At 56.5% G+C, this 20,359-nt stretch carries 24 protein-coding genes; 21 read left to right on the top strand and 3 right to left on the bottom strand.

What is annotated here, in order from left to right; all coding sequences use genetic code 11:
- Window positions 1-3: 3 nt before the first annotated feature.
- The 12 genes from PhaeoP97_RS01410 to xrtE all read left to right on the top strand — a co-directional run bounded on the left by PhaeoP97_RS01410 (window position 4) and on the right by xrtE (window position 8,742).
- On the top strand, window positions 4-549 hold the full coding sequence (locus PhaeoP97_RS01410) for a GNAT family N-acetyltransferase (protein ID WP_072503556.1): 546 nt from the start codon (window positions 4-6) through the stop codon (window positions 547-549).
- Window positions 546-1,292, top strand: coding sequence for a GNAT family N-acetyltransferase (locus PhaeoP97_RS01405; protein ID WP_083570297.1), 747 nt, complete (start codon window positions 546-548; stop codon window positions 1,290-1,292). Before PhaeoP97_RS01410 ends, PhaeoP97_RS01405 begins: the two co-directional genes overlap by 4 nt.
- A 37-nt stretch (window positions 1,293-1,329) precedes the next feature.
- Window positions 1,330-1,932, top strand: coding sequence for a GNAT family N-acetyltransferase (locus tag PhaeoP97_RS01400; RefSeq protein ID WP_072503555.1), 603 nt, complete (start codon window positions 1,330-1,332; stop codon window positions 1,930-1,932).
- A 57-nt stretch (window positions 1,933-1,989) separates the two neighbouring features.
- The gene (locus PhaeoP97_RS01395; RefSeq protein ID WP_072503554.1) at window positions 1,990-2,298 is read left to right on the top strand and encodes a chorismate mutase; all 309 of its coding nucleotides are present in this window, start codon (window positions 1,990-1,992) and stop codon (window positions 2,296-2,298) included.
- 41 nt (window positions 2,299-2,339) lie between these two features.
- Window positions 2,340-2,699, top strand: a complete 360-nt coding sequence (gene rpsP, locus PhaeoP97_RS01390; protein ID WP_072503553.1) for a 30S ribosomal protein S16 — start codon at window positions 2,340-2,342, stop codon at window positions 2,697-2,699.
- Between the two features lie 10 nt (window positions 2,700-2,709).
- Window positions 2,710-3,345: a 5,6-dimethylbenzimidazole synthase gene (gene bluB / locus PhaeoP97_RS01385; protein WP_192849695.1), complete on the top strand. Its 636-nt coding sequence runs from the start codon at window positions 2,710-2,712 to the stop codon at window positions 3,343-3,345.
- Between the two features lie 150 nt (window positions 3,346-3,495).
- Window positions 3,496-3,999: a ribosome maturation factor RimM gene (gene rimM / locus PhaeoP97_RS01380; protein WP_072503552.1), complete on the top strand. Its 504-nt coding sequence runs from the start codon at window positions 3,496-3,498 to the stop codon at window positions 3,997-3,999.
- Between the two features lie 391 nt (window positions 4,000-4,390).
- On the top strand, window positions 4,391-5,191 hold the full coding sequence (trmD, locus tag PhaeoP97_RS01370; RefSeq protein WP_072503550.1) for a tRNA (guanosine(37)-N1)-methyltransferase TrmD: 801 nt from the start codon (window positions 4,391-4,393) through the stop codon (window positions 5,189-5,191).
- A gap of 298 nt (window positions 5,192-5,489) precedes the next feature.
- Window positions 5,490-5,861 carry a 50S ribosomal protein L19 gene (gene rplS, locus PhaeoP97_RS01365; protein ID WP_072503549.1) on the top strand — a complete coding sequence of 124 codons (372 nt, stop codon included), beginning with the start codon at window positions 5,490-5,492 and terminating at the stop codon, window positions 5,859-5,861.
- An 11-nt stretch (window positions 5,862-5,872) separates the two neighbouring features.
- A complete protein-coding gene (gene rpmE / locus PhaeoP97_RS01360; RefSeq protein ID WP_072503548.1) occupies window positions 5,873-6,094 on the top strand; it encodes a 50S ribosomal protein L31 in 222 nt (73 codons plus the stop codon).
- Window positions 6,095-6,314: 220 nt separating this feature from the next.
- Window positions 6,315-7,124, top strand: a complete 810-nt coding sequence (locus PhaeoP97_RS01355) for a division plane positioning ATPase MipZ (RefSeq protein WP_072506244.1) — start codon at window positions 6,315-6,317, stop codon at window positions 7,122-7,124.
- A 79-nt stretch (window positions 7,125-7,203) separates the two neighbouring features.
- Entirely contained in the window at window positions 7,204-8,742 is a 1,539-nt protein-coding gene (xrtE, locus tag PhaeoP97_RS01350) for an exosortase E/protease, VPEID-CTERM system (protein ID WP_237028970.1), read from the top strand.
- Between the two features lie 44 nt (window positions 8,743-8,786).
- Here the strand turns inward: xrtE and PhaeoP97_RS01345 are convergent, their stop codons facing one another.
- The 3 genes from PhaeoP97_RS01345 to PhaeoP97_RS01335 form a co-directional block, all read right to left on the bottom strand.
- A complete protein-coding gene (locus PhaeoP97_RS01345; RefSeq protein WP_072503546.1) occupies window positions 8,787-9,068 on the bottom strand; it encodes a VPEID-CTERM sorting domain-containing protein in 282 nt (93 codons plus the stop codon).
- Between the two features lie 134 nt (window positions 9,069-9,202).
- The gene (locus PhaeoP97_RS01340) at window positions 9,203-10,450 is read right to left on the bottom strand and encodes an adenylate/guanylate cyclase domain-containing protein (protein WP_072503545.1); all 1,248 of its coding nucleotides are present in this window, start codon (window positions 10,448-10,450) and stop codon (window positions 9,203-9,205) included.
- Window positions 10,451-10,507: 57 nt separating this feature from the next.
- A complete protein-coding gene (locus tag PhaeoP97_RS01335; RefSeq protein WP_072503544.1) occupies window positions 10,508-10,948 on the bottom strand; it encodes a MarR family winged helix-turn-helix transcriptional regulator in 441 nt (146 codons plus the stop codon).
- 73 nt (window positions 10,949-11,021) lie between these two features.
- Here PhaeoP97_RS01335 and hmgA point away from each other — a divergent pair, with 73 nt between their 5' ends.
- The 9 genes from hmgA (at window position 11,022) to hemN (ending at window position 20,190) form a co-directional block, all read left to right on the top strand.
- On the top strand, window positions 11,022-12,383 hold the full coding sequence (hmgA, locus tag PhaeoP97_RS01330; RefSeq protein WP_072506243.1) for a homogentisate 1,2-dioxygenase: 1,362 nt from the start codon (window positions 11,022-11,024) through the stop codon (window positions 12,381-12,383).
- Between the two features lie 120 nt (window positions 12,384-12,503).
- Window positions 12,504-13,760 carry a fumarylacetoacetase gene (gene fahA / locus PhaeoP97_RS01325; RefSeq protein ID WP_072503543.1) on the top strand — a complete coding sequence of 419 codons (1,257 nt, stop codon included), beginning with the start codon at window positions 12,504-12,506 and terminating at the stop codon, window positions 13,758-13,760.
- Between the two features lie 82 nt (window positions 13,761-13,842).
- The gene (locus PhaeoP97_RS01320; protein ID WP_072503542.1) at window positions 13,843-14,793 is read left to right on the top strand and encodes an MBL fold metallo-hydrolase; all 951 of its coding nucleotides are present in this window, start codon (window positions 13,843-13,845) and stop codon (window positions 14,791-14,793) included.
- Window positions 14,794-14,943: 150 nt separating this feature from the next.
- Window positions 14,944-16,563, top strand: a complete 1,620-nt coding sequence (locus PhaeoP97_RS01315; protein ID WP_072503541.1) for an FAD-dependent oxidoreductase — start codon at window positions 14,944-14,946, stop codon at window positions 16,561-16,563.
- Window positions 16,560-16,778, top strand: a complete 219-nt coding sequence (locus tag PhaeoP97_RS01310) for a DUF2783 domain-containing protein (RefSeq protein ID WP_072503540.1) — start codon at window positions 16,560-16,562, stop codon at window positions 16,776-16,778. Before PhaeoP97_RS01315 ends, PhaeoP97_RS01310 begins: the two co-directional genes overlap by 4 nt.
- Window positions 16,775-17,317 (top strand): VOC family protein, encoded by a 543-nt coding sequence (locus PhaeoP97_RS01305; RefSeq protein WP_072503539.1) that lies wholly within the window; start codon window positions 16,775-16,777, stop codon window positions 17,315-17,317. The genes PhaeoP97_RS01310 and PhaeoP97_RS01305 overlap by 4 nt, the downstream gene beginning before the upstream one ends.
- Window positions 17,318-17,421: 104 nt before the next feature.
- Window positions 17,422-18,063 carry a maleylacetoacetate isomerase gene (gene maiA, locus PhaeoP97_RS01300; protein ID WP_072503538.1) on the top strand — a complete coding sequence of 214 codons (642 nt, stop codon included), beginning with the start codon at window positions 17,422-17,424 and terminating at the stop codon, window positions 18,061-18,063.
- A gap of 20 nt (window positions 18,064-18,083) precedes the next feature.
- On the top strand, window positions 18,084-18,779 hold the full coding sequence (locus PhaeoP97_RS01295) for an NnrU family protein (RefSeq protein ID WP_072503537.1): 696 nt from the start codon (window positions 18,084-18,086) through the stop codon (window positions 18,777-18,779).
- Window positions 18,780-18,834: 55 nt separating this feature from the next.
- Window positions 18,835-20,190 carry an oxygen-independent coproporphyrinogen III oxidase gene (gene hemN, locus PhaeoP97_RS01290; protein WP_072503536.1) on the top strand — a complete coding sequence of 452 codons (1,356 nt, stop codon included), beginning with the start codon at window positions 18,835-18,837 and terminating at the stop codon, window positions 20,188-20,190.
- Window positions 20,191-20,359 lie beyond the last annotated feature (169 nt).

The following is a 20,359-nucleotide window of genomic DNA, read 5'->3' as shown; positions in this document are numbered from 1 at the left end:
CTCATGTCTGTCGCCATCCCCACACTAGAAACAGATCGCCTAATCCTCCGCGCCCCATCGCTTGCGGATCTTGAGGCACTATGTGCGTTTTTTGCTTCTGATCGGGCAGAATTCGTTGGTGGGCAAATGAGCCAAGAGCAGGTCTGGCGCAACCTGGGCCTGGAAGTCGGCCATTGGCAATTGCGTGGGTATGGCCGTTGGACTGTCGAAGAGAAAAATACCGGCCAAGCGGCTGGCCTGATTGGGCTTTGGTTCCCCGATGGCTGGCCGGAACCCGAAATCGGTTGGGATCTGTTTGAAGGCTTCGGCGGTAAGGGTTACGCGACTGAGGCCGCAAAGGTAGCGCGGACTTATGCCTATGATGTTTTGGGCTGGACCACTGCTATCAGCCTGATTGACGCGAACAACCACGGATCGCGCGCCCTCGCACAACGTCTTGGTGCGAAACAGGACGGACACTTCGTCCATAAACGCTTTGGCCAGGTTCAAGTCTGGCGCCACCCCTCCCCCGCGGATTTGACTGACGGCGGAATGGAGGCCTACGCATGATCTCTGCCCAAAACACAGCGCCAACTCATCCGTCAGCCTTGCAGGCCGCAACCGCCCTGCAACACCATGGCCACGCTTTAACCCATTGTTTCCCGGCATCTGGCATGATTGAGCGGTCGTCGATGCACAAACAGATCGCTGCTGCGCCCGCAGCAGGGGCCAAAATGGGTGTGATTATGTCAGATACGGGCAATCGTTTCCCCAGCCTCGTCACCCCGAGGCTTCGACTGGTCTCTCCTGCTGAGGCCGGTTTCGATGCGCAGGACGCCTTTCTGCGCATTGGAGCCCCGCGCTTCATTGACGCTACTGACGATCCGGATGCGCTGTGGTGGTCGATCGCAACCATTATCGGCCACTGGCATTTGCGCGGCTACGGCTTATTCGCCGCCATTGAGCGCAGCACAGGACGCCCGGTCGGAATGATCGGCCCCTGGTTCCCCAAAGGTTGGCCCGAGCCCGAACTGTCCTGGCATCTCACCGAGGGCGCACGTGGAAAAGGCTATGCAAGCGAAGCTGCCAGTGCGGTTTTGGATTGGCTATTCCACGAGATGGACTGGCAGACTATTGCGTCATTTATCCCCGAAGACAACGAGGCCTCTATCGCATTGGCGCAGCGCATTGGCGCACGGCCAGAAAAACGCGTCTCGTTCCGTCTTGCCCCTACGGAGAACATGCGGACCTGGCGCCATCAGCCGAAGCCGCGCGCTCTGACGCAGGCCGTACCGAACGGGCGCCTACAATGATTCAGCGCAGTCATCAAAGCCGGACGGGAGATAGCTGATGCCGTCTTCCATTCCCGTGATCGAAACCAAGCGCTTGGTGCTGCGTGGCCCTGAAGCCGAGGATTATCCCGATTTCAAGGCAACTTTCAGCTCCTACCGCGCACGCTTTATGGGTGGTCCTTTGAACACCTATGAAGCTTGGATGCTTTATGCCGCCGAAATTGGCCATTGGCAGGTGCGCGGATTCGGCATGTGGATGATCCACGACAAGAGCACGGGTGAGACCTATGGCATGGCTGGCGGCTGGATGCCCGCAGGCTGGCCCGAGCGTGAAATCGCCTGGATTATCTGGCCTGATGCCGTCGGCAATGGCTACGCGCTGGAAGCAACTCATGCCGCCCGCCATTACTATTACAACACACTCGGCTGGGACACCGCAGTAAGCTATATCGACCCCAAGAACCTGGATTCGATTCGTCTGGCGGAACGGCTGGGTGCCCAAAAAGTCCACAACGCTGCAACAATTGATGGCAGTGATGCCGTGTACCGCCACCCCGCACCAAGCGTGCTGCAGGATAGTCAGTTGGCCCATGGGATCGAAATGGAAATCAGCCATTACGCTGATCCGCTCTTCAAACCGGAGGGGTGGGCCCTTGACTAACCTGAATACATTGAGCCGCTCGCAGCGGCCCCATCTTTCTGACCTGCGGAGTCCCCGATGACGACCGACACACATGATCCCGTCGCCCGCGCAGCTGAGCTGTTGAAGGGCCACCGCGAGAGCATTGATCGGCTGGATGCGATCCTCGTCTACACATTGGGCGAGCGGTTCAAGCACACCCAGGCGGTGGGCCGACTTAAGGCAGAACACGACCTTCCCCCGTCCGATCCGACGCGTGAAACCGCGCAGATCGCACGGCTCGAAGACCTGGCGAAACAGGCCGACCTGGACCCCGATTTCGCTAAGGCTTTCCTGAACTTCATCATTCAGGAAGTCATCCGACACCACAAGAAACACCAGGAATAACAGGGACTTCCCTGTAAACGCCATTAAAGGAGACTGAACCCATGGCAATGAAAATTCGTCTGGCCCGCGGCGGCTCGAAAAAACGCCCCTTCTACCGCATTGTGGCTGCAGACAGCCGCATGCCGCGCGATGGTCGCTTCATCGAAAAGCTAGGCACCTACAACCCGCTGCTGCCGAAAGACAGTGAAGAGCGCGTGAAAATGGATATGGAGCGCGTACAGCACTGGCTTGACCAAGGCGCTCAGCCAACAGATCGTATCGCTCGGATGTTGGAAGCTGCTGGCGTTCGCGCTAAGGTGGAGCGGAACAACCCCAAGAAAGGCGCACCGGGCAAGAAAGCTCAGGAACGTGCCGAAGAAAAAGCAGCCAAAGCGGCTGAAGCGACTGCAGACGCGGAGTAAGTTGGTGAACATGCGGGACAATTCATTCTCTGAAGACTTCCGCATGCAACTTGATCTGTTGATGCGGGTCCGGCGCGACGTGCGCCGGTTTCGCTCCGATCCGGTGGATGAGGCAGTGCTTGCGCGCTGTCTCGACACCATTCAGCTGGCCCCCTCCGTGGGGCTTAGCGAACCTTGGCGCATTATTCGTGTTGAAAGTGCCACAGCCCGCGCTGCCGCTCTTGCCAATTTTGAGACTGCTAATGCAACCGCCCTGGCGGGTTTTTCCGAAGCCAAAGCCGAACGCTATGCCAAACTGAAGCTGTCCGGCATGCGTGAAGCACCGGTTCAGCTAGCTATCTACTGCGACGACTCTACCACCAAAGGTCATAAGCTTGGCGCCGGTACCATGCCGGAAATGCGACGCTATTCGGTTGTCACAGCCGTGACCCTGTTCTGGCTGGCCCTGCGTGCCGAAGGTCTGGGCCTAGGCTGGGTGTCCATCCTTGACCCCCAACAGTTGAACAGGGATCTGGATGTGCCAACTGACTGGCAGCTGATCGGCTATTTCTGCGTCGGCCACCCGGAACGGTTGTCCAAGACGCCGGAACTGGAACAGCTGGGTTGGGAAACCCGGCGCAGCGCGCTACCAATCGAAACCCGATAATCCGCCTATGTGGCGATTGTTCAGGCTTGCGGTTTTTGTTTTGATCGCCTTTACCGCCGGTGTTCTTTACGAACGCAATTACCAAACAGAACGCTGTGGGCTCGCAGGCGGCACCTGGACTGCCGCGCGTTTCTGCAAAGGATGGACAGAATGACTGAGCAGATTTGCGTTGGCGCTATTGCCGGATCTTATGGGGTGCGTGGTGAAGTACGGGTCAAGAGCTTTTGCGCAATGCCTGAGGATATCGAATCCTATGTGCCGCTCAGCAACGAAGACGGCAGCCAGACTTATTCCCTGACCTTGAACCGTGCCATCAAGAACGGTTTCTCCGCCAATATCGGTGGCGTTGAGACCAAAGAGCAGGCCGATGCGCTAAAGGGCGTACGCCTCTTCGCCCCTCGCGACCGGCTCCCTAACCTGCATGACGACGAATACTATCACACCGATCTGATGGGCCTAGAGGTCTATGATACCGGCGGCACCCTTCTGGGGGTCGTGAAGTCAGTCCAGAACCATGGGGCAGGAGATCTGCTGGAAATCATCATGCCGACCGACAGCAAAACAGTGCTGCTGCCGTTTACGCTGACCGCTGTACCTACCGTCGACCTCGCTACTGGTCGCATCATTGCAGATCCACCTGAAGGCGTGTTCTGAACCCGTTAGCCTTCGGTTGCCAACAACGCCTCCAAAACATGCTCCACTGCGGCAGCGACTTCTTTCGTTCTTTGTCTCTGTTCTGCCGCGCGATGTTTGCTTCGTCAAAACAGCCCTTAACATATAGCTTTGTCCACTCGCCGGTTTGACTTCCTGCAAACTGCGACTGAGTTGACGCAGACTAATTCACATTCAGCGTGCGAAAACGGGCCCCACCGACAGGCATCCAAAGTCCGATGCAATACGTGGCCAGAACACTTTTGGCACGCGCCTGCACCTCATCGAATGCGGCCTGAAAATCGGGGTCGGTTTCAATGCGGGGTACTTCTGAATTCATTCGACACCAAAGCTTTTTATTGCGTGTCGTTGTAACTGGATTAAACAGCTTCACATGACTGCACAGAACAAATCTCATGGCCGCAAAGCCCTTCGCCCCTCCTTCAAACCACGCGAGCTGATGACGCCAACGCCGGATTTGGCAGGTGTTTGGAAAGCCAAGGTCATGACGCTATTCCCGAATGCCTTCCCCGGTATTCTAGGTGAAAGCCTTACCGGCAGGGCCCTGCAAGAGGGGCTCTGGCAGCTAGAGACGGTTGATTTGCGCCAGTTCGGTATCGGCAAGCACCGCAATGTCGATGACACCCCCGCCGGAGGTGGAGCCGGCATGGTGCTGCGCGCTGATGTGCTGGGCAATGCAATCGAACATACAATGGCAGGCACCACTGGCAATTGGCCGCTGATCTATCTGTCGCCGCGCGGTCGCCGGATGGATCAGAGGTTAATGCAGGACCTTGCGGGCTGCGATGGTATGACATTACTTTGTGGGCGATTTGAGGGTGTCGATGAACGGGTGTTGCAGCACTACGGCATCCTGGAAGTGTCTCTGGGTGATTTTGTCATGACCGGCGGCGAGATTGCGGCACAGGCAATGATTGATGCCACTGTGCGCCTGATCCCAGGCGTCCTCGGCAATCAGGCTTCTACCGAAGAGGAGAGTTTTTCCTCAGGCCTGCTAGAGCACCCGCAATATACACGCCCGGCGGAATGGAAAGGCCAGAGCATCCCAGATGTGTTAATGTCCGGTCATCACGGTAAAATTGCCGAGTGGCGGCAGAAAATGAGTGAAGAGATTACCCAGGCCCGGCGTCCCGATCTTTGGCAGTCCCACGTGAACCGCCAGAAGCCCGACTGATCAGCCGAGAGGCTGCATTTGCCGCTCTCGAACGCGGCCTCTCCTCTTGATCCGCCAACAGAACAGGCGTAGAAGGCGCAGGTCTGGATTCGCTTTTGCGTCTATGGACCGGTGTTCTGTTGCATCACGAAACCCTAACCCGCCTTCTTCGGCAATTTGGGGGATGTTGGTTCACTATTAGGAAAGAACGGAGCGATCTCTGGCGGGCTGCGCAGGCGGGACCCGGTGAAGACCAAGAGCTCTCGCAACCGCGCAAATCTTCGTGGGAAAAACCACGAGCAACTATAGGAGACCCGCGATGGATCTGATCGCACAGTTGGAGGCGGAACAAGTTGCCGCCCTGGGGAAAGAGATTCCCGATTTCAAAGCCGGTGACACTATCCGCGTCGGCTACAAAGTGACCGAAGGCAGCCGTTCGCGTGTGCAGAACTACGAAGGTGTCTGCATCAGCCGTAAAAACGGCGTCGGCATCGCCGGTTCGTTCACTGTTCGCAAGATTTCGTTTGGCGAAGGTGTGGAGCGCGTATTCCCGCTGCATTCAACCAACATCGACAGTATCACTGTTGTTCGCCGCGGCCGTGTCCGTCGCGCGAAACTGTACTATCTGCGTGCCCGCCGCGGAAAATCTGCACGGATTGCAGAAGATACAAACTACAAAGCCAAAGCGTAAGGATTGGTATTATGAAAGCCGATACACATCCCGAATACCACTCCATCGACGTCAAGATGACCGATGGTACCATCCTCAAAATGCGCTCCACCTGGGGCAAAGAGGGTGACACCCTGTCGCTGGACATCGACCCCACCGTGCACCCCGCATGGACCGGCGGCACCACCCGCCTGATGGATGCCGGTGGCCGCGTATCCAAGTTCAAGAAAAAATACGAAGGTCTGGGCTTCTAAGCCGACCCGATATTCCTATTTCCGAAAACGCCGCTCATCTTGGGCGGCGTATTTCGTTGTTGGACATGCACGCCGCGCGATCTGTCAGGTGACCCAAGGTTTACGCTAGAGCCTAATTCAGGCCCTAACCCGTGGATATGTCGCTTCCCATCGATTCGCCCGAACAGTATACTCGGCCCAAGATGCGCGGAAATTTGCGCAATGATTGGGGGAAGTGAAAGTGGCGCATATTATTGTCGTCGGAAACGAAAAGGGGGGCGCTGGCAAGTCCACCGTCTCCATGCATGTGGCAACAACTTTGGCCCGACTGGGATACAAAATTGCCGCACTTGATCTTGATCTGCGACAGCGGTCGATGGGTCGTTACCTGGAAAACCGCAAGGCTTTCATGGAAAAGGCGGCGCTGGAACTACCGCTGGTCGAATTGCACGAATTGCCTGAAATTGACGCAGACAGTCTACAACCCGGCGAGAACGTCTATGACCACCGCCTCTCCGCAGCCGTCTCGGAACTGGAGCCGAACAACGACTTCATCCTAATTGATTGTCCCGGTTCTCATACCCGGTTGAGCCAGGTCGCCCATTCCCTGGCGGATACGCTGATCACGCCGTTGAACGACAGTTTCGTTGACTTCGACCTTTTGGCGCATACTGACCAGAAAGGTGAAAAAATCACCGGCCCGTCAGTGTACTCGGAAATGGTCTGGAATGCACGGCAGCTGCGGGCGCAAGCCGGGCTAAAACCGATCGACTGGATTGTGATCCGCAACCGCGTCGGCACCCAGCGCATGGTCAACAAGGAAAAAATGGAGCGTGCGATATTGATGCTCTCGAAACGGATCGGATTTCGCGTGGCGTCTGGCTTCTCTGAGCGCGTGGTGTTTCGTGAACTGTTTCCACGCGGGCTGACCCTGTTAGACCTCAAGGACATCGGCGTCAAACAGTTGAACATCTCCAACATCGCAGCCCGTCAAGAACTGCGCGACATGATGAAGTCTCTGAACCTGCCAGGCGTGGATGTCGACATCTGATCCCCCCCACCCTACCGGTAGAACAAGGCCCGCGCCCAGTAAGGGCGGGCGCAGGCTGTTTTTGATACTCGGCGTCGCCGTGGCCGAACTGTTTGTAATCATGGTGGCCTATCAGCTCTTGGCCAACGTTCACTGCAAGTTCACCGGCGCAGATCTCGCCTGTACAACCGTTCGGTCAATTGCGGGTCGTCTGCTGGCACTGCTGACGGTGCTAGGCCTCTATCTGGTGCTGGTGCGCAGTGCATATCACGCCCTAACCACTGCCATTAGCCGGGCCGCACGCCGACCTGCGGCGTTGCTTCTGAACGTTACCGGCCTGCTGATCGCGCTTGTTCCGCTGGCCTTGTTTGGTCCGGGCGGCATCAACGCCTGGATTTCGCCAACCCTCATATTGATCTGCCTGGGTGGCACCATTGCAGGCCTTGGCGGGTTGCTAGCGCTCATGCCCCTGCAGACCTGGGTCGCCTGGCTCAGGGGCTGCGGTCCTGTCTTAATTCTGGCCCTTTTGGTTGCGCTGGTCATGCCAGATATCACCCGGATGATGGAGCCGATCTGGAACATCAACGCATTGACCTCAATGACCTTTGTTCTGGTGTCATGGGTGCTTGAATCCTCGGGGGCGACAGTCTGGTCAGATCCGACACTACATCTGATCCGGGTCGATGGGTTTTTGGTGGAGATAGGCGAGCCCTGTTCCGGTGTGGAGGGGTTTGCCCTTGTCACAACATTTATGGGATTATACGCGCTGTTGATGGGGCGGGACATCCGTCAAGGACGGTATTGGATGGTATTACTCCCGGCAGCACTATTACTCAGCTGGGCCTTTAACGTGGTCCGCATTGCCATCCTGATCCTGATCGGTGCCTGGGTCGCCCCTGAACATGCCGTTAACGGGTTTCACAGCTATGCCGGTTGGCTGATGTTTACTGTTCTGGCACTGCTGGTCTTGGCAGTCGCCCATCGCTCGCGTTGGTTACAAAGCAATCCAGAGGCGCTGGCCGCAGTGACAGCCAATCTGCCTCCAATGCGCGCAGATATGCTACTGGCCTCCATCGTCCCCTTTATCGTGATGATGCTGAGCGGAGTTCTGGTTTCAGCCATCTGGGCTGATCCAGCCGAGGGATATCCACTGCGCGCAGCGATGATGGCGACCGTACTGATATTATTCTGGCCCGCCTTGCAATACTTACGCTACCGCCCGCGTCCGATGGACATTGCAGCCGGCGCTGCGATTGCCGCGGTCTGGATCATGCTGTCCGTTCCCGACATCACCCGCGGTGCCAGCAGCGGTGATCACAGCGCGTTCTGGATTGTTACGCGCCTGCTAGGCACCGTCATCTTGGTGCCGATCATCGAAGAGCTGTTCTTTCGCGGATATCTACTGCGCCGTATGGCGGGTCAGGGGCAGGTACTGCGCGCCATTTTCGCACTGCTGGTCAGCAGTGCGCTCTTTGGCCTGATGCATGATCGCTTTGCGCTTGGGATGGCTGCCGGGGCAATATTCGGTGGACTATATCTACGCGGCGGTGGCCTACCTGCAGCTATCCTTGCACATATGGTGGCAAATGCATTGATTGCCTATGTCGCGCTTGCAACACAAAACTGGGCGCTGATTTAAGCTCAGCTGCATTGGTTATTTCCATATATGGTGCGAGGCTATCTCTAGGCTGAGCGACGACGGCGCAGTTCCCAGGTCAGCAGTAATGCAGCGGCAACTGCCGCAACCGCAAGCAATCCGGCACCAACGTCAATTTCTGGCACCGTCTGACCGCCACCATTCCCATTGCCACCACCGTTGCCCCAACCGTTACCCCAGCCGTTGCCATTCCCGTTGCCCGGACCACCCTCTGCCGGCCACTCACCAGCCGCAAACGCAAGCGAACCCGTCAACAGCCAGACAGCTGCCCCGGTTGTCAGCTCTTTCACGCGCAGTGTTGGTTTCATCACGCCACTCCTTGCTGCTCTCATCGTGCGGGCCTTCCGGTTCAATGTCCATATTTACAAGCGGACCCGGATCGACGCCCCTACGACAAAAACGCTACCGAAGAAAAATGCGAAAATTATGGCAAAGTTTATCTTTATTCAGTGAAATCGTCCCGCTGTGCAAGGGCTGCACTTTCGTGAATGGTGAACAATTCGACCGGCTCTGCCACGCCACGCAGCATATAGCGTCCCAGTGACACCAGATCATGGTTAGTTGGCTGCGCAGCACGCTGCACTTGCTCTGACACAATGATACTGCGCCCAACCGACGTGTGCATACCAGAGATACGCGCCGTGAGATTGACGGTTGGGCCGATCACCGTAAAATCCAAACGGTTTTCGGACCCGATGTTGCCATAGAGAATTTCGCCTGCATGCAGGGCAAGTGTGAAATCGGCAACCGGCACACCCTTGTCAGCTCGTTCGTCATTCCGCTGCCGTATCTTCCGCTGCAAATCGCTAGCAGCGTCGAGAGCGGCTGTCGCATCCTCATCAATGCTGCCAAGGTCGAACATCGACAGAATGCCGTCTCCCATGAACTTCAAGATATTACCGCCGTGTGTCTGTATCGTGTGGACAGCAAGGCCGAAGTAATCGTTGAGCATGTCGATCAGATCGGCACCGGGGATCTGCTCAGCAAGTTGCGTAAAGCCCTTAAGATCGAAATAGCAAATCACCGCATCAATCTGGCGCGAAGATCCTCGCTGAATCTCTCCTGACAGGACACGCTGCCCTGCATCACGCCCCAAATAGACCTGCAAAAGATCCTTGGCCATTTGCTGGGCAGAGGCTGCACGCAAGGCCAGCGCCAGATGTGGATAGGTAAGACGGATCAACATCAAATCCGCCTCATCAAATCCGGCGCTCTGATCCGTGGTCCAGGATGACAGAACCCCTTCTCCCGGCCGCCGAGGATCAAAAGGCGCATCGGCAAAATCCCCAAATCGCTTGGCCAGTGCAAAATAGTCAGTCGCGCCACGTTGCTTGAACTGTGCAAGCGCTGGAAATCGCTCAAGCACATGGCCCGTCAGCTTGCTGCGGAACTCTGGAACTTTGCGTTCGAGCATGTAGTAGAATGTGCTGTAGAGCCATTCGTCCCGTGGGGTTTCGCTGTGCTCATAGTACTCATGCGTCAATCCATCCGCGCGGGTCCAGCTAAAGCCTATGCCGCCGTATTTTGGGTGATAGGCGCGTTGCGCCAGATGAAACCGAAACAGCGGAACGCCACAATCAACCAGGCGTTGGCAGTACCCTTGCAACATTTCCTGACGACTGGCGCCGCGCAGCCCTTCACTGGTGATCCAGTCAATTGTCAGCGTAGCGCGCAGGTCAGCGTCCGTCATCTGGCTGGGCCTCATCGTTTGATTTTCACTTAATCTGATGCGTCAGCCTAGGGATGTCTATGGCTCAATTCCTGCCAACTTGCGCAGCATTTGGCGCAGCGCGGCGCTTTCCCCTTTGCTCAGCCGTTCAGCCAGCTGCTGATCATAGATCGCAGCCTGCGTACTTAGATCCCGATAAGCCGCCTCTCCCTGTGCAGTAAGCTCCAGATGTTCAGCCCGACGGTCTTTTTCATCACGGTGACGCAGGACAAACCGCCGCTCTGACAGTTTCGCAACAGCGCGGCTGATCTTTGTCTTGTGGATTTTGGCACGGTGGCCGATCTCAGTCGCAGTCATGCGCCCATAATTGCCGAGGTGAAACAGCACCCGCCATTCGTTACGCAGCATCCCGTAGCGGTTCTTGTAATGCTTTTGAAACTCAAGCGAGGATTCCTCGGCCGCACGATTGAGTAGATACGGCAAGAAATCCTGCAAGGCGAAGTCATCTTTTTCATCCATGGCCCAGAGCTATCCCTTGTTAGTTACAAAATCAACTATTACCGACATCATCAGCAACAAAAAGGAACGCGTCATGAATCGTCCCGTCGATCCACATGAGATGATCCAGGCCCCCTCCCTTGCCGGGCCACACGAGGGCTATATGCCCGGTTTTGGAAATGACTATGAAACCGAGGCCCTACCCGGTGCGCTGCCACAGGGCATGAACAGCCCACAAAAATGCGACTATGGCCTTTATGGCGAGCAGCTGAGCGGCACCGCTTTTACAGCCCCCAGCCACCAGAACGAGCGGACCTGGTGCTACCGCATCCACCCCTCGGTCAAACACTCGCACCGCTATGAAAAGATTGACCTTCCTTATTGGAAGTCGGCGCCTCATGTGGACCCTGATGTTGTCAGCCTCGGCCAGTATCGTTGGGACCCGGTACCCCATAGCGAGCAATCGCATACTTGGCTGACAGGTATGCACACCATGACAACCGCGGGGGACGTGAACACTCAGGTCGGGATGGCAAGCCATGTCTACCTGGTGACGGACTCGATGGTGGACAGCTATTTCTTCTCAGCCGATTCAGAACTTCTGGTGGTCCCGCAAGAGGGTCGGCTCCGCTTTGCGACCGAACTCGGGATTATCGATCTCGAACCACAAGAGATTGCCATCATCCCCCGCGGACTGGTTTACCGGGTTGAAGTCCTCGAAGGACCCTGCCGTGGTTTTGTCTGTGAAAACTACGGTCAGAAATTTGAACTACCCGGACGGGGCCCGATCGGGGCCAATTGCATGGCCAATCCACGTGACTTCAAAGCCCCGGTCGCAGCTTACGAAGATCGCGAAGTGCCCTCAACCGTCACGATCAAATGGTGCGGCCAGTTCCATGAGACAAAGATAGGCCAGTCTCCTCTCGACGTTGTCGCCTGGCACGGGAATTATGCGCCTGTGAAGTACGATCTACGGACCTATTGCCCGGTGGGCGCGATCCTGTTCGATCACCCCGATCCGTCGATATTCACGGTCCTGACAGCCCCCTCTGGTCAGCCCGGCACCGCCAATATCGATTTCGTCCTGTTCCGGGAACGCTGGATGGTAGCCGAAAATACATTCCGCCCGCCTTGGTATCACAAAAACATTATGTCGGAACTGATGGGCAATATCTATGGCCAGTACGATGCCAAACCACAAGGGTTCGTCCCGGGCGGTGTTAGCCTGCATAATATGATGCTGCCACACGGACCTGATAAAAACGCCTTTGAAGGTGCCTCTAATGCAAAGCTTGGCCCTGAGAAATTGGACAATACCATGTCCTTCATGTTCGAAACCCGTTTCCCGCAGCATCTAACCAGATTTGCCGCCAAAGAAGCCCCGCTACAGGACGATTATATCGATTGCTGGTCGGATATCGAAAAGAAATTCGATGGCAGCCCCGGCGTGAAGTAAACGTTGGGTGCGCCTTCCTGCGCACCCACCACACTCCGCTTCGCTCTCGACCCAATCACCAAAGCTGAACAAGCGCCCAGCAGTTCGACGAACTAGGGGCCTCAGACATTAGGAACGCTCATGTCTCTGAAAAAATCCTGGGTTGCATCTGCCAACAACCCATCCCACCCCTTCCCGCTGAACAACCTGCCCTATGGCGTCTTCTCGACCGCCGATAGTGATCCGCGCTGCGGTGTTGCCATCGGGGACATGATCCTTGACCTGCAAGCTGCCGAAGCCGAGGGGCTGGTGCAGTTGAACGATGAGCCGCTGTTCGAGATGCCGTATTGGAATGAGGTGATGGAAGAGGGTCCCGCCGTCTGGGCCGCGCTCCGGGATCGGCTGACCGCGTTATTGGCGGAAGAGGCACCTGAGCAGGCCAAAACAGAACTCCTTTTGGTGCCAATAGCAGAGGCCGAGATGCATCTGCCAGTTGCCGTTAGCGAATACACAGATTTCTATGCCGGGCGACATCATGCCACCAATGTTGGCACCATGTTCCGGGGGGCCGAAAACGCATTGCCGCCCAATTGGTTGCATATTCCAATTGGGTACAACGGGCGAGCATCCTCCGTTGTGGTCTCGGGCACGGATATCCGCAGGCCTTGGGGGCAGCTAAAAGGCCCAAATGATGACGCACCCCGCTGGGCCCCCAGTGCGCGCTTTGATATCGAGCTGGAGATGGGAGCCATTGTGGGCACCCCATCAGATGGTCCAATCACCGTTCAAGAGGCCGACGACCACATCTTTGGCTATGTGCTGCTGAACGACTGGTCCGCACGCGATATCCAAGCATGGGAATACCAGCCTCTTGGTCCGTTTCAGGCAAAGGCCACTGCGACTTCGATCTCTCCCTGGATCGTGACCAAAGCGGCGCTTGATCCGTTTCGCTGTGACACACCGGTGCGCGACGTAGAACTCTTGGATCATTTGAAAGACTGCGGACCGATGCTCTATGATATCGATCTGGAGGTCACAATGGCACCAAAAGGGAAAGCTGCGAGTACCATCGCGCGGACCAACTACAAGGAAATGTATTATTCTGCCGCACAGCAACTCGCACATCACACGACCTCCGGCTGCCCCATGACACCCGGCGATCTGCTCGGCTCGGGCACCATTTCAGGTCCGACCAAGGACAGCCGTGGTTCCCTCTTGGAACTCAGCTGGGGCGGCAAGGAACCCCTCACACTGGAGACCGGCGATGAACGCACCTTCATCGCTGACGGCGACATCTTGACCCTGAAAGGTGCCGCCATGGGCAATGGCTACACCATCGGGTTCGGCGATTGTACCGGCACTGTGCTGCCAGCGCTGCAAGATCCCTTTAAGCGGTAAGGCCCGCATTTCTTCTGGTTGAAAATATCCCCGCCGGAGGCTCCCGAAATGGCCTCCAGCACACCATTGAAAGGACAGAACCATGGCCAAGGCCTTTGCGTCCCAAGGGGACCTTACCGAAAAAAAGATCACATTTGATGAGATCGGTGAAGGGATCTACGCCTTTACCGCTGAGGGCGACCCCAATTCTGGCGTTATTATTGGCGATGACTCTGTCATGATCATAGAAGCGCAGGCGACGCCCAGACTGGCCAATAAGGTCATCGAATGCGTGCGCTCCGTCACAGACAAGCCAATCACCCATGTGGCCCTGACCCATTACCACGCCGTGCGTGTTCTGGGCGCCTCGGCCTTTGGCGCTCAGCAGATCATTATGGGCGACGCCGCCCGCGCCATGGTGGTGGAACGCGGACAGGAAGATTGGGACAGTGAATTCCAACGCTTCCCTCGCCTGTTCGAAGGCCATGAGAGCATTCCTGGACTGACCTATCCAACCACAACGTTTTCCGATGATATGACGGTCTATCTGGGCAACCGCCGTGTTGACCTGATGCACTTGGGCCGGGCTCATACAGCGGGAGACATCGTGGTTCATGTCCCAGATCAGAACGTTATGTTCACCGGAGACATCGTGGAATACCACTCCGCCTGCTATTGCGGCGACGGCCATTTCTGCGATTGGGGAGATACGCTCGACGCTATCGCAGCATTCGACGTCGACGCCATCGCACCGGGCCGTGGCGACGCGCTGGTTGGTAAGGAGATGGTCAATGCCGCCATTGAAAACACTCGTGATTTTGTCGAAAGCACCTATCGCCCGGCGGCCCGCGTCGCGGCCCGCAACGGAACACTGAAAGAAGCCTGGGACGCCGTGCGCGCTGAATGTGACCCCAAGTTCTCTGACTATGCGATCTACGAGCATTGCCTGCCGTTCAACGTCGCCCGCGCCTATGACGAGGCACGGGGCATCGACACCCCCCGTATCTGGACCGCCCAGCGCGATCTGGAGATGTGGGACGCGCTGCAAGGCTAAGAGTCAGCGAAGGCCTGTATTCGGGGCGATTTGATCCAGATCCTATCGCCCCAACCAAACCTATGAGACGCTTCTGTCTAATCTCGGCTTATCCGTGCCGGGACAAGAGAGAGCTGTGCCCAGCGACACGTGACTTTGGGAGGAAACCAGATGAACAAGATCTTTGAAGTTCCCTTGTACCCCTACCAGCGCAGTGAGGACCAGGATGCCTCCGTACCGGTGCGCCATCCAGTGATTATCATTGGCGCCGGCCCCGTTGGACTGGCGGCGGCCATTGACCTTGCTCAGCAAGGAATCGGTGTTGTGGTTCTGGATGACAACGACAAGGTCAGCTTTGGCAGTCGGGCAATTTGTTTCTCCAAACGCACCCTCGAAATCGCAGATCGGCTGGGTCTTGGTGATCCGCTTGTTGAAAAAGGCGTCCAATGGAACCTGGGCAAAGTTTTCTTTGATGACCGCAAGGTCTATGATTTCAACCTGCTACCAGAAGCAGGCCACGCCCGTCCGGCGTTTATCAATCTACAGCAATATTATTTTGAAGAATATCTGGTGCACCGCTTGCGTGAATTGCAAGAGGCTGGTGCCACAATCGATATCCGGGGCCGCAACAAGGTCTCTGCCATCGGCACTCATGACGATCACGTGACAATCGAGATCGACACACCAGAAGGGGCCTACAATATCGAGGGCGACTGGTTGATTGCCTGCGACGGGGCCGGCTCTCCGACCCGGCAGATGCTCGGGCTCGATTTCGTGGGCCGGGTGTTTGAGGATAACTTCCTAATCGCAGATGTCATCATGGATGCGGATTTCCCGACAGAGCGTTGGTTCTGGTTTGATCCTCCCTTCAACAAGGGCCAATCGGCCTTGCTACATAAACAGCCGGATGGTGTCTGGCGCATCGACCTTCAGCTTGGATGGGACATCGACAAAGAGCGCGAAAAACTCCCCGAGAACGTCATCCCCCGAATCCGTGAAATGCTGGGAGAGGATGTAAAGTTCGAGCTGGAGTGGGTTTCCATCTATACCTTCCAGTGCCGCAGGATGGAGAAATTCCGCCATGGCCGCGTCCTGTTTGCCGGTGATGCCGCACATCAGGTTTCGCCTTTTGGTGCGCGCGGCGCGAATTCGGGACTACAGGACACTGACAATCTCTGCTGGAAGCTGAAATTGGTTCTGGAGGACAAGGCGCCAGACAGCCTGTTGGACACCTACAATGCGGAACGCGTCCATGGGGCGGATGAAAATATCCTCAATTCGTCACGTTCGACCGATTTCATCACACCAAAATCCGAGATGAGTCGACTGCTGCGCGATGCGGTCTTGGATCTGTCTGAACAATATGAATTTGCCCGCCCCCTTGTGAACTCAGGCCGCTTGTCGCTGCCCTGTTCCTATGTCGGCTCGTCCCTAAACTCCGCCGATGCGCTACATGGTCCAGCCCGCACGATACCGGGCAGCCCTTGCCCCGACGCCCCAACAGCGGACGGGTATCTTCTGCCACATCTGGCGGATCGCTTTACCCTGCTGACCATCAACGCAGAAGCGCCTGATAGTTTTGAAGAGGCAGGTGTAACCGTCACGCGATTGGCCCTGATAACGCACGACGACAAGACCCGCGCCCTGAGAGAGCGGTATCTGGGTGATGCTGAAAGTGCCGTCTATCTGATCCGCCCTGATCAGCACGTCGCTGCCCGCCGCCCCGCTTTTGATGAGCCTCAATTCCGCGCTGCTCTGCGCCGCGCGATCGGTAAGGAGAACACGGCATGAAGACCACGCAAAAACTGAACCTGTCTCCCAATATCGAACGGGCCGATGATTTCTACGCTGATCTCCTGGCCGCACATGAGGGCTTGAGCAAAGCCGACAGTGACGCGTTGAACGCACGACTGGTTCTGGTGCTCGCCAACCACATTGGAAACCGCGCAATCCTGACCCAAGCGTTGGCCGTTGCCGCGCTGCCCCAAGAGGAGAGTCACGCATGAAGATTGAGCAAATTCACCACGTGGCCTACCGCTGCAAGGACGCCAAGCAAACGGTGGAGTGGTACAACAAGATGCTGAACATGGACTTTGTTCTCGCCATTGCTGAGGACCATGTGCCATCGACCCATGAACCAGACCCTTACATGCATATCTTCATGGATGCGGGGAATGGCAACATATTGGCGTTTTTTGAACTGCCAACCAAACCCGAGATGGACCGTGACCGCAACACACCGATTTGGGTGCAGCACATCGCCTTTAAGGTGAAAGACCGCGATACCCTGCTCCAGTACAAGGATCATCTGGAAACCAATGGTGTTGAGGTGTTGGGGGTCACAGATCATTCCATCTTCCATTCAATCTACTTCTTCGACCCCAATGGCCACCGCGTCGAGCTGGCTTGTCCAGATCCAAAAGAAGACGCCTTACTAAAGCAATTGAACGCCGTGAAATGGGAAATGCTTGACGAGTGGGCCAAGACCAAAAAAGCCCCGAAACATGCCGATTGGCTACATGCCAAAGAGCTCAGCGAGATCTGAACACCAGACCCGTTCTTTTGGACATGCCCCCGGTCAAACTGAGGGCCGAGATTAGGGGGGCGCGCCACAATCCTGATAACAGGGTCTAATATGGGAGATTTACGATGGCAGATGCGGTTCTTTATGACTACTGGCGCTCTTCAGCCAGTTACCGGGTGCGCATCGCATTGAACCTTGCGGGCATTCGTTACAGGTCGGTCACGGTGGATCTGGTGAAGGGTGAACACCATAGCGCCAAGCACCTGACCCGTAATCCGCAGGGGTTTGTGCCTGTGCTCGACATCGATGGCCTGCGGCTGACGCAGTCCCTCGCGATCCTCGACTATCTAGACCAGACCCGCGACTTGAGCCTTTTGCCCAAAGCCCCGGCAGACCGCGCAATGGCAATGGCCTTGGCACACTCGATTGCGGTGGATCTGCATCCCATTTGTAATCTGCAAGTTGCACGCCATGCAACCAGCCTGACCTCAGACACCAGCGACATGCCGAGAGCCTGGATGCGTCACTTTATTCGTCCCGGTCTTGAGGCCTTTGAGACCCTGCTCAAGGGGTATCCGCCAACCCCCTATTGCACCGGGTCTCATCCGGGTTTGGCTGATATTTGTCTAATGCCGCAACTCTACAACGCACGCCGGTGGGAGGTCGACTTCGCAGATATGCCACGCCTTGTGACGATTGAGGCCGCATGTACAGAAAACCCTGCGTTCGTTGCTGCCCAACCGGATAAGGTACATTCGGCAATCTGAACACTGTTAGGACTTACCAGATGTCAGCTAGTTGGCTGGGATTTACTCTTTCTCTGCTGCTGTTTGCAACCAGCCACTTCGTGCCTCGTCTCGGCAATCTACGTGGCTGGCTGATTAGTACGATAGGTCGGCGTGCCTATTTCTCGGCTTATGGCCTACTATCTTTGGTGCTTTTTGGCTGGGTGCTGATAGCCGCCGCCGAAGCCCCCTATATTGAACTGTGGCCGCCAGCACCATGGCAGCGGTGGGCCCCTATGCTTTTGATGCCATTGGTGTTTGTACTGGCTGCCTGCGCAATTGGTATCGATACCCCCTTCACCCTTGGTGGGTCAGACAAGGCCGACCCGGCGAAGACAACGTTCGGGTTGGCAGCGCTCAGTCGGCATCCGTTGCTCTTGGCGCTACTTCTCTGGTCTCTGGCTCATATGCTGGCAAATGGCGATCTGGCGCATGTAATCCTGTTTGGCGGGTCCGGCCTGCTCGCCCTCATTGCGATGGTCGCTTTTGATCGCCAGGTGACAACCGCTCTGGGGCAAGAAGACGCAGCGCAATACTTTGCCAAGATCCCAATTATCTCTCTCAGCCCACTGACTGATCGTGCGTGGCGGCAGGCCCACATAAAGACAGTCGTGGCACGCACAACACTCGGGTTGAGCCTGTGGATCGCGACCCTGTTTCTACACGAAACCCTGCTCGGGGTTTCTCCGCTGCCCTGATAGAATTTGATTTGGCGCAAAGAATGCATAGGCAAAATCAGCCATAGCTGGCGGCATGACACAGATCACCCGCCTTCGCGCGCTGGGACTTTTTGACAGCCGCGTGCCCCGCTACACATCCTATCCCACTGCACCGGTGTTCAGCCCAGCGGTGGGTAGCGCCTTCCAAAGCAAGGCTCTTTCGGCGCTTGATCCAAATGTGCCTGTCTCGGTCTATATCCACGTGCCCTTTTGCGAACGATTGTGTTGGTTCTGCGCGTGTCGGACCCAGGGAACCCTGACATTAAGCCCGGTCGAAAGCTATATCGGCACGGTTGAAAAGGAACTGGCGCTACTGGCAAAGATCCTGCCCAAAGGATTACGCATGGGAAGGCTCCATTGGGGCGGCGGCACGCCCACCATCCTACCACCGGCCCTGATTCACAGGCTGGCGCAAGCGGTAAAATCTGTCATCCCTCCAACCGACGATTGGGAGTTTTCGGTCGAGATTGATCCAACCATGGTCGACCGTGAAAAGATTAATGCCCTCGCCGCCGAAGGCATGAATCGTGCCAGCATCGGCATTCAGGATTTTGACCCCGAGGTACAGGCCGCCATCGGCCGAATTCAGCCCTTTGACGTGACCGCCGTATGTGTCGCTGATCTGCGCGCCGCCGGCATTACCTCGCTCAATACCGATCTAGTTTACGGCTTGCCCCATCAGAATGCCGCCCGTATCTCAGACACCGTGGACCAGGTTCTCACACTGGCCCCTGATCGCGTGGCCCTGTTTGGCTATGCCCATGTTCCTTGGGTAGCGAAACGGCAGAAACTGATTGACGACATCGCGCTGCCCAGTGACGAAACCCGCTATCAGCTCGCCGAACTGGCCGCCGACAAATTTCGCAATGCAGGGTTTGCAGGCATTGGGATAGACCATTTTGCGCAACCCGGGGATGGTCTGGATTTGGCCCGCATCAATGGTCACCTACGGCGTAATTTCCAAGGTTACACCGATGACCATTGTCCAACATTGATCGGAGTTGGGGCCTCTTCGATATCTCGCTTCGACGGCGGCTATGTGCAAAACGCCGCCGCCACCGCAGCCTATATCCAGCGTATTGAGGCAGGCGAGCTTGGCGGTGCCCGTGGCCATCAACTGACCGAAGTCGACAAGCTGCGGGCCCGCGCCATTGAAATGCTGATGTGCGATTTCAGCCTGAATCGTACCGAGCTATTCCAACGTTTCGGTAAGCTGAGTCACCAGCTAGACACGGACCTGTCAGAGATTGATACGCGCTTTGGCGATCTGGTGATACTAGACGACAAATATCTTCGGATCCGACCAGAAGGGCGCGCCATCACCCGGATCATCGCCAGTGTATTTGATACCCATCGCCCAGAAGGGGTTCGCTACAGCCAAGCCTCCTGACGTAGGGCATTGGAGCGGAAGCTGAACAGAACCTTGATTGACAGCCAGAACTGGGTCGCCACATCCGAGAAGAACCCCTATCTCAAGGGGCAGACTTGGCTCTACAGGTGGAACTACCCCAAGGAGGTGGCTGCACTTCTTGGCCAACAAGCCCTGAAGCAGTCCCTAA

This window comes from Phaeobacter porticola, from assembly GCF_001888185.1.
In the GTDB taxonomy this organism is placed as follows: Bacteria; Pseudomonadota; Alphaproteobacteria; order Rhodobacterales; family Rhodobacteraceae; genus Phaeobacter; species Phaeobacter porticola.
Note: the sequence above shows the minus strand (reverse complement) of the source record. Positions and strands in the feature narration are given on the sequence as shown.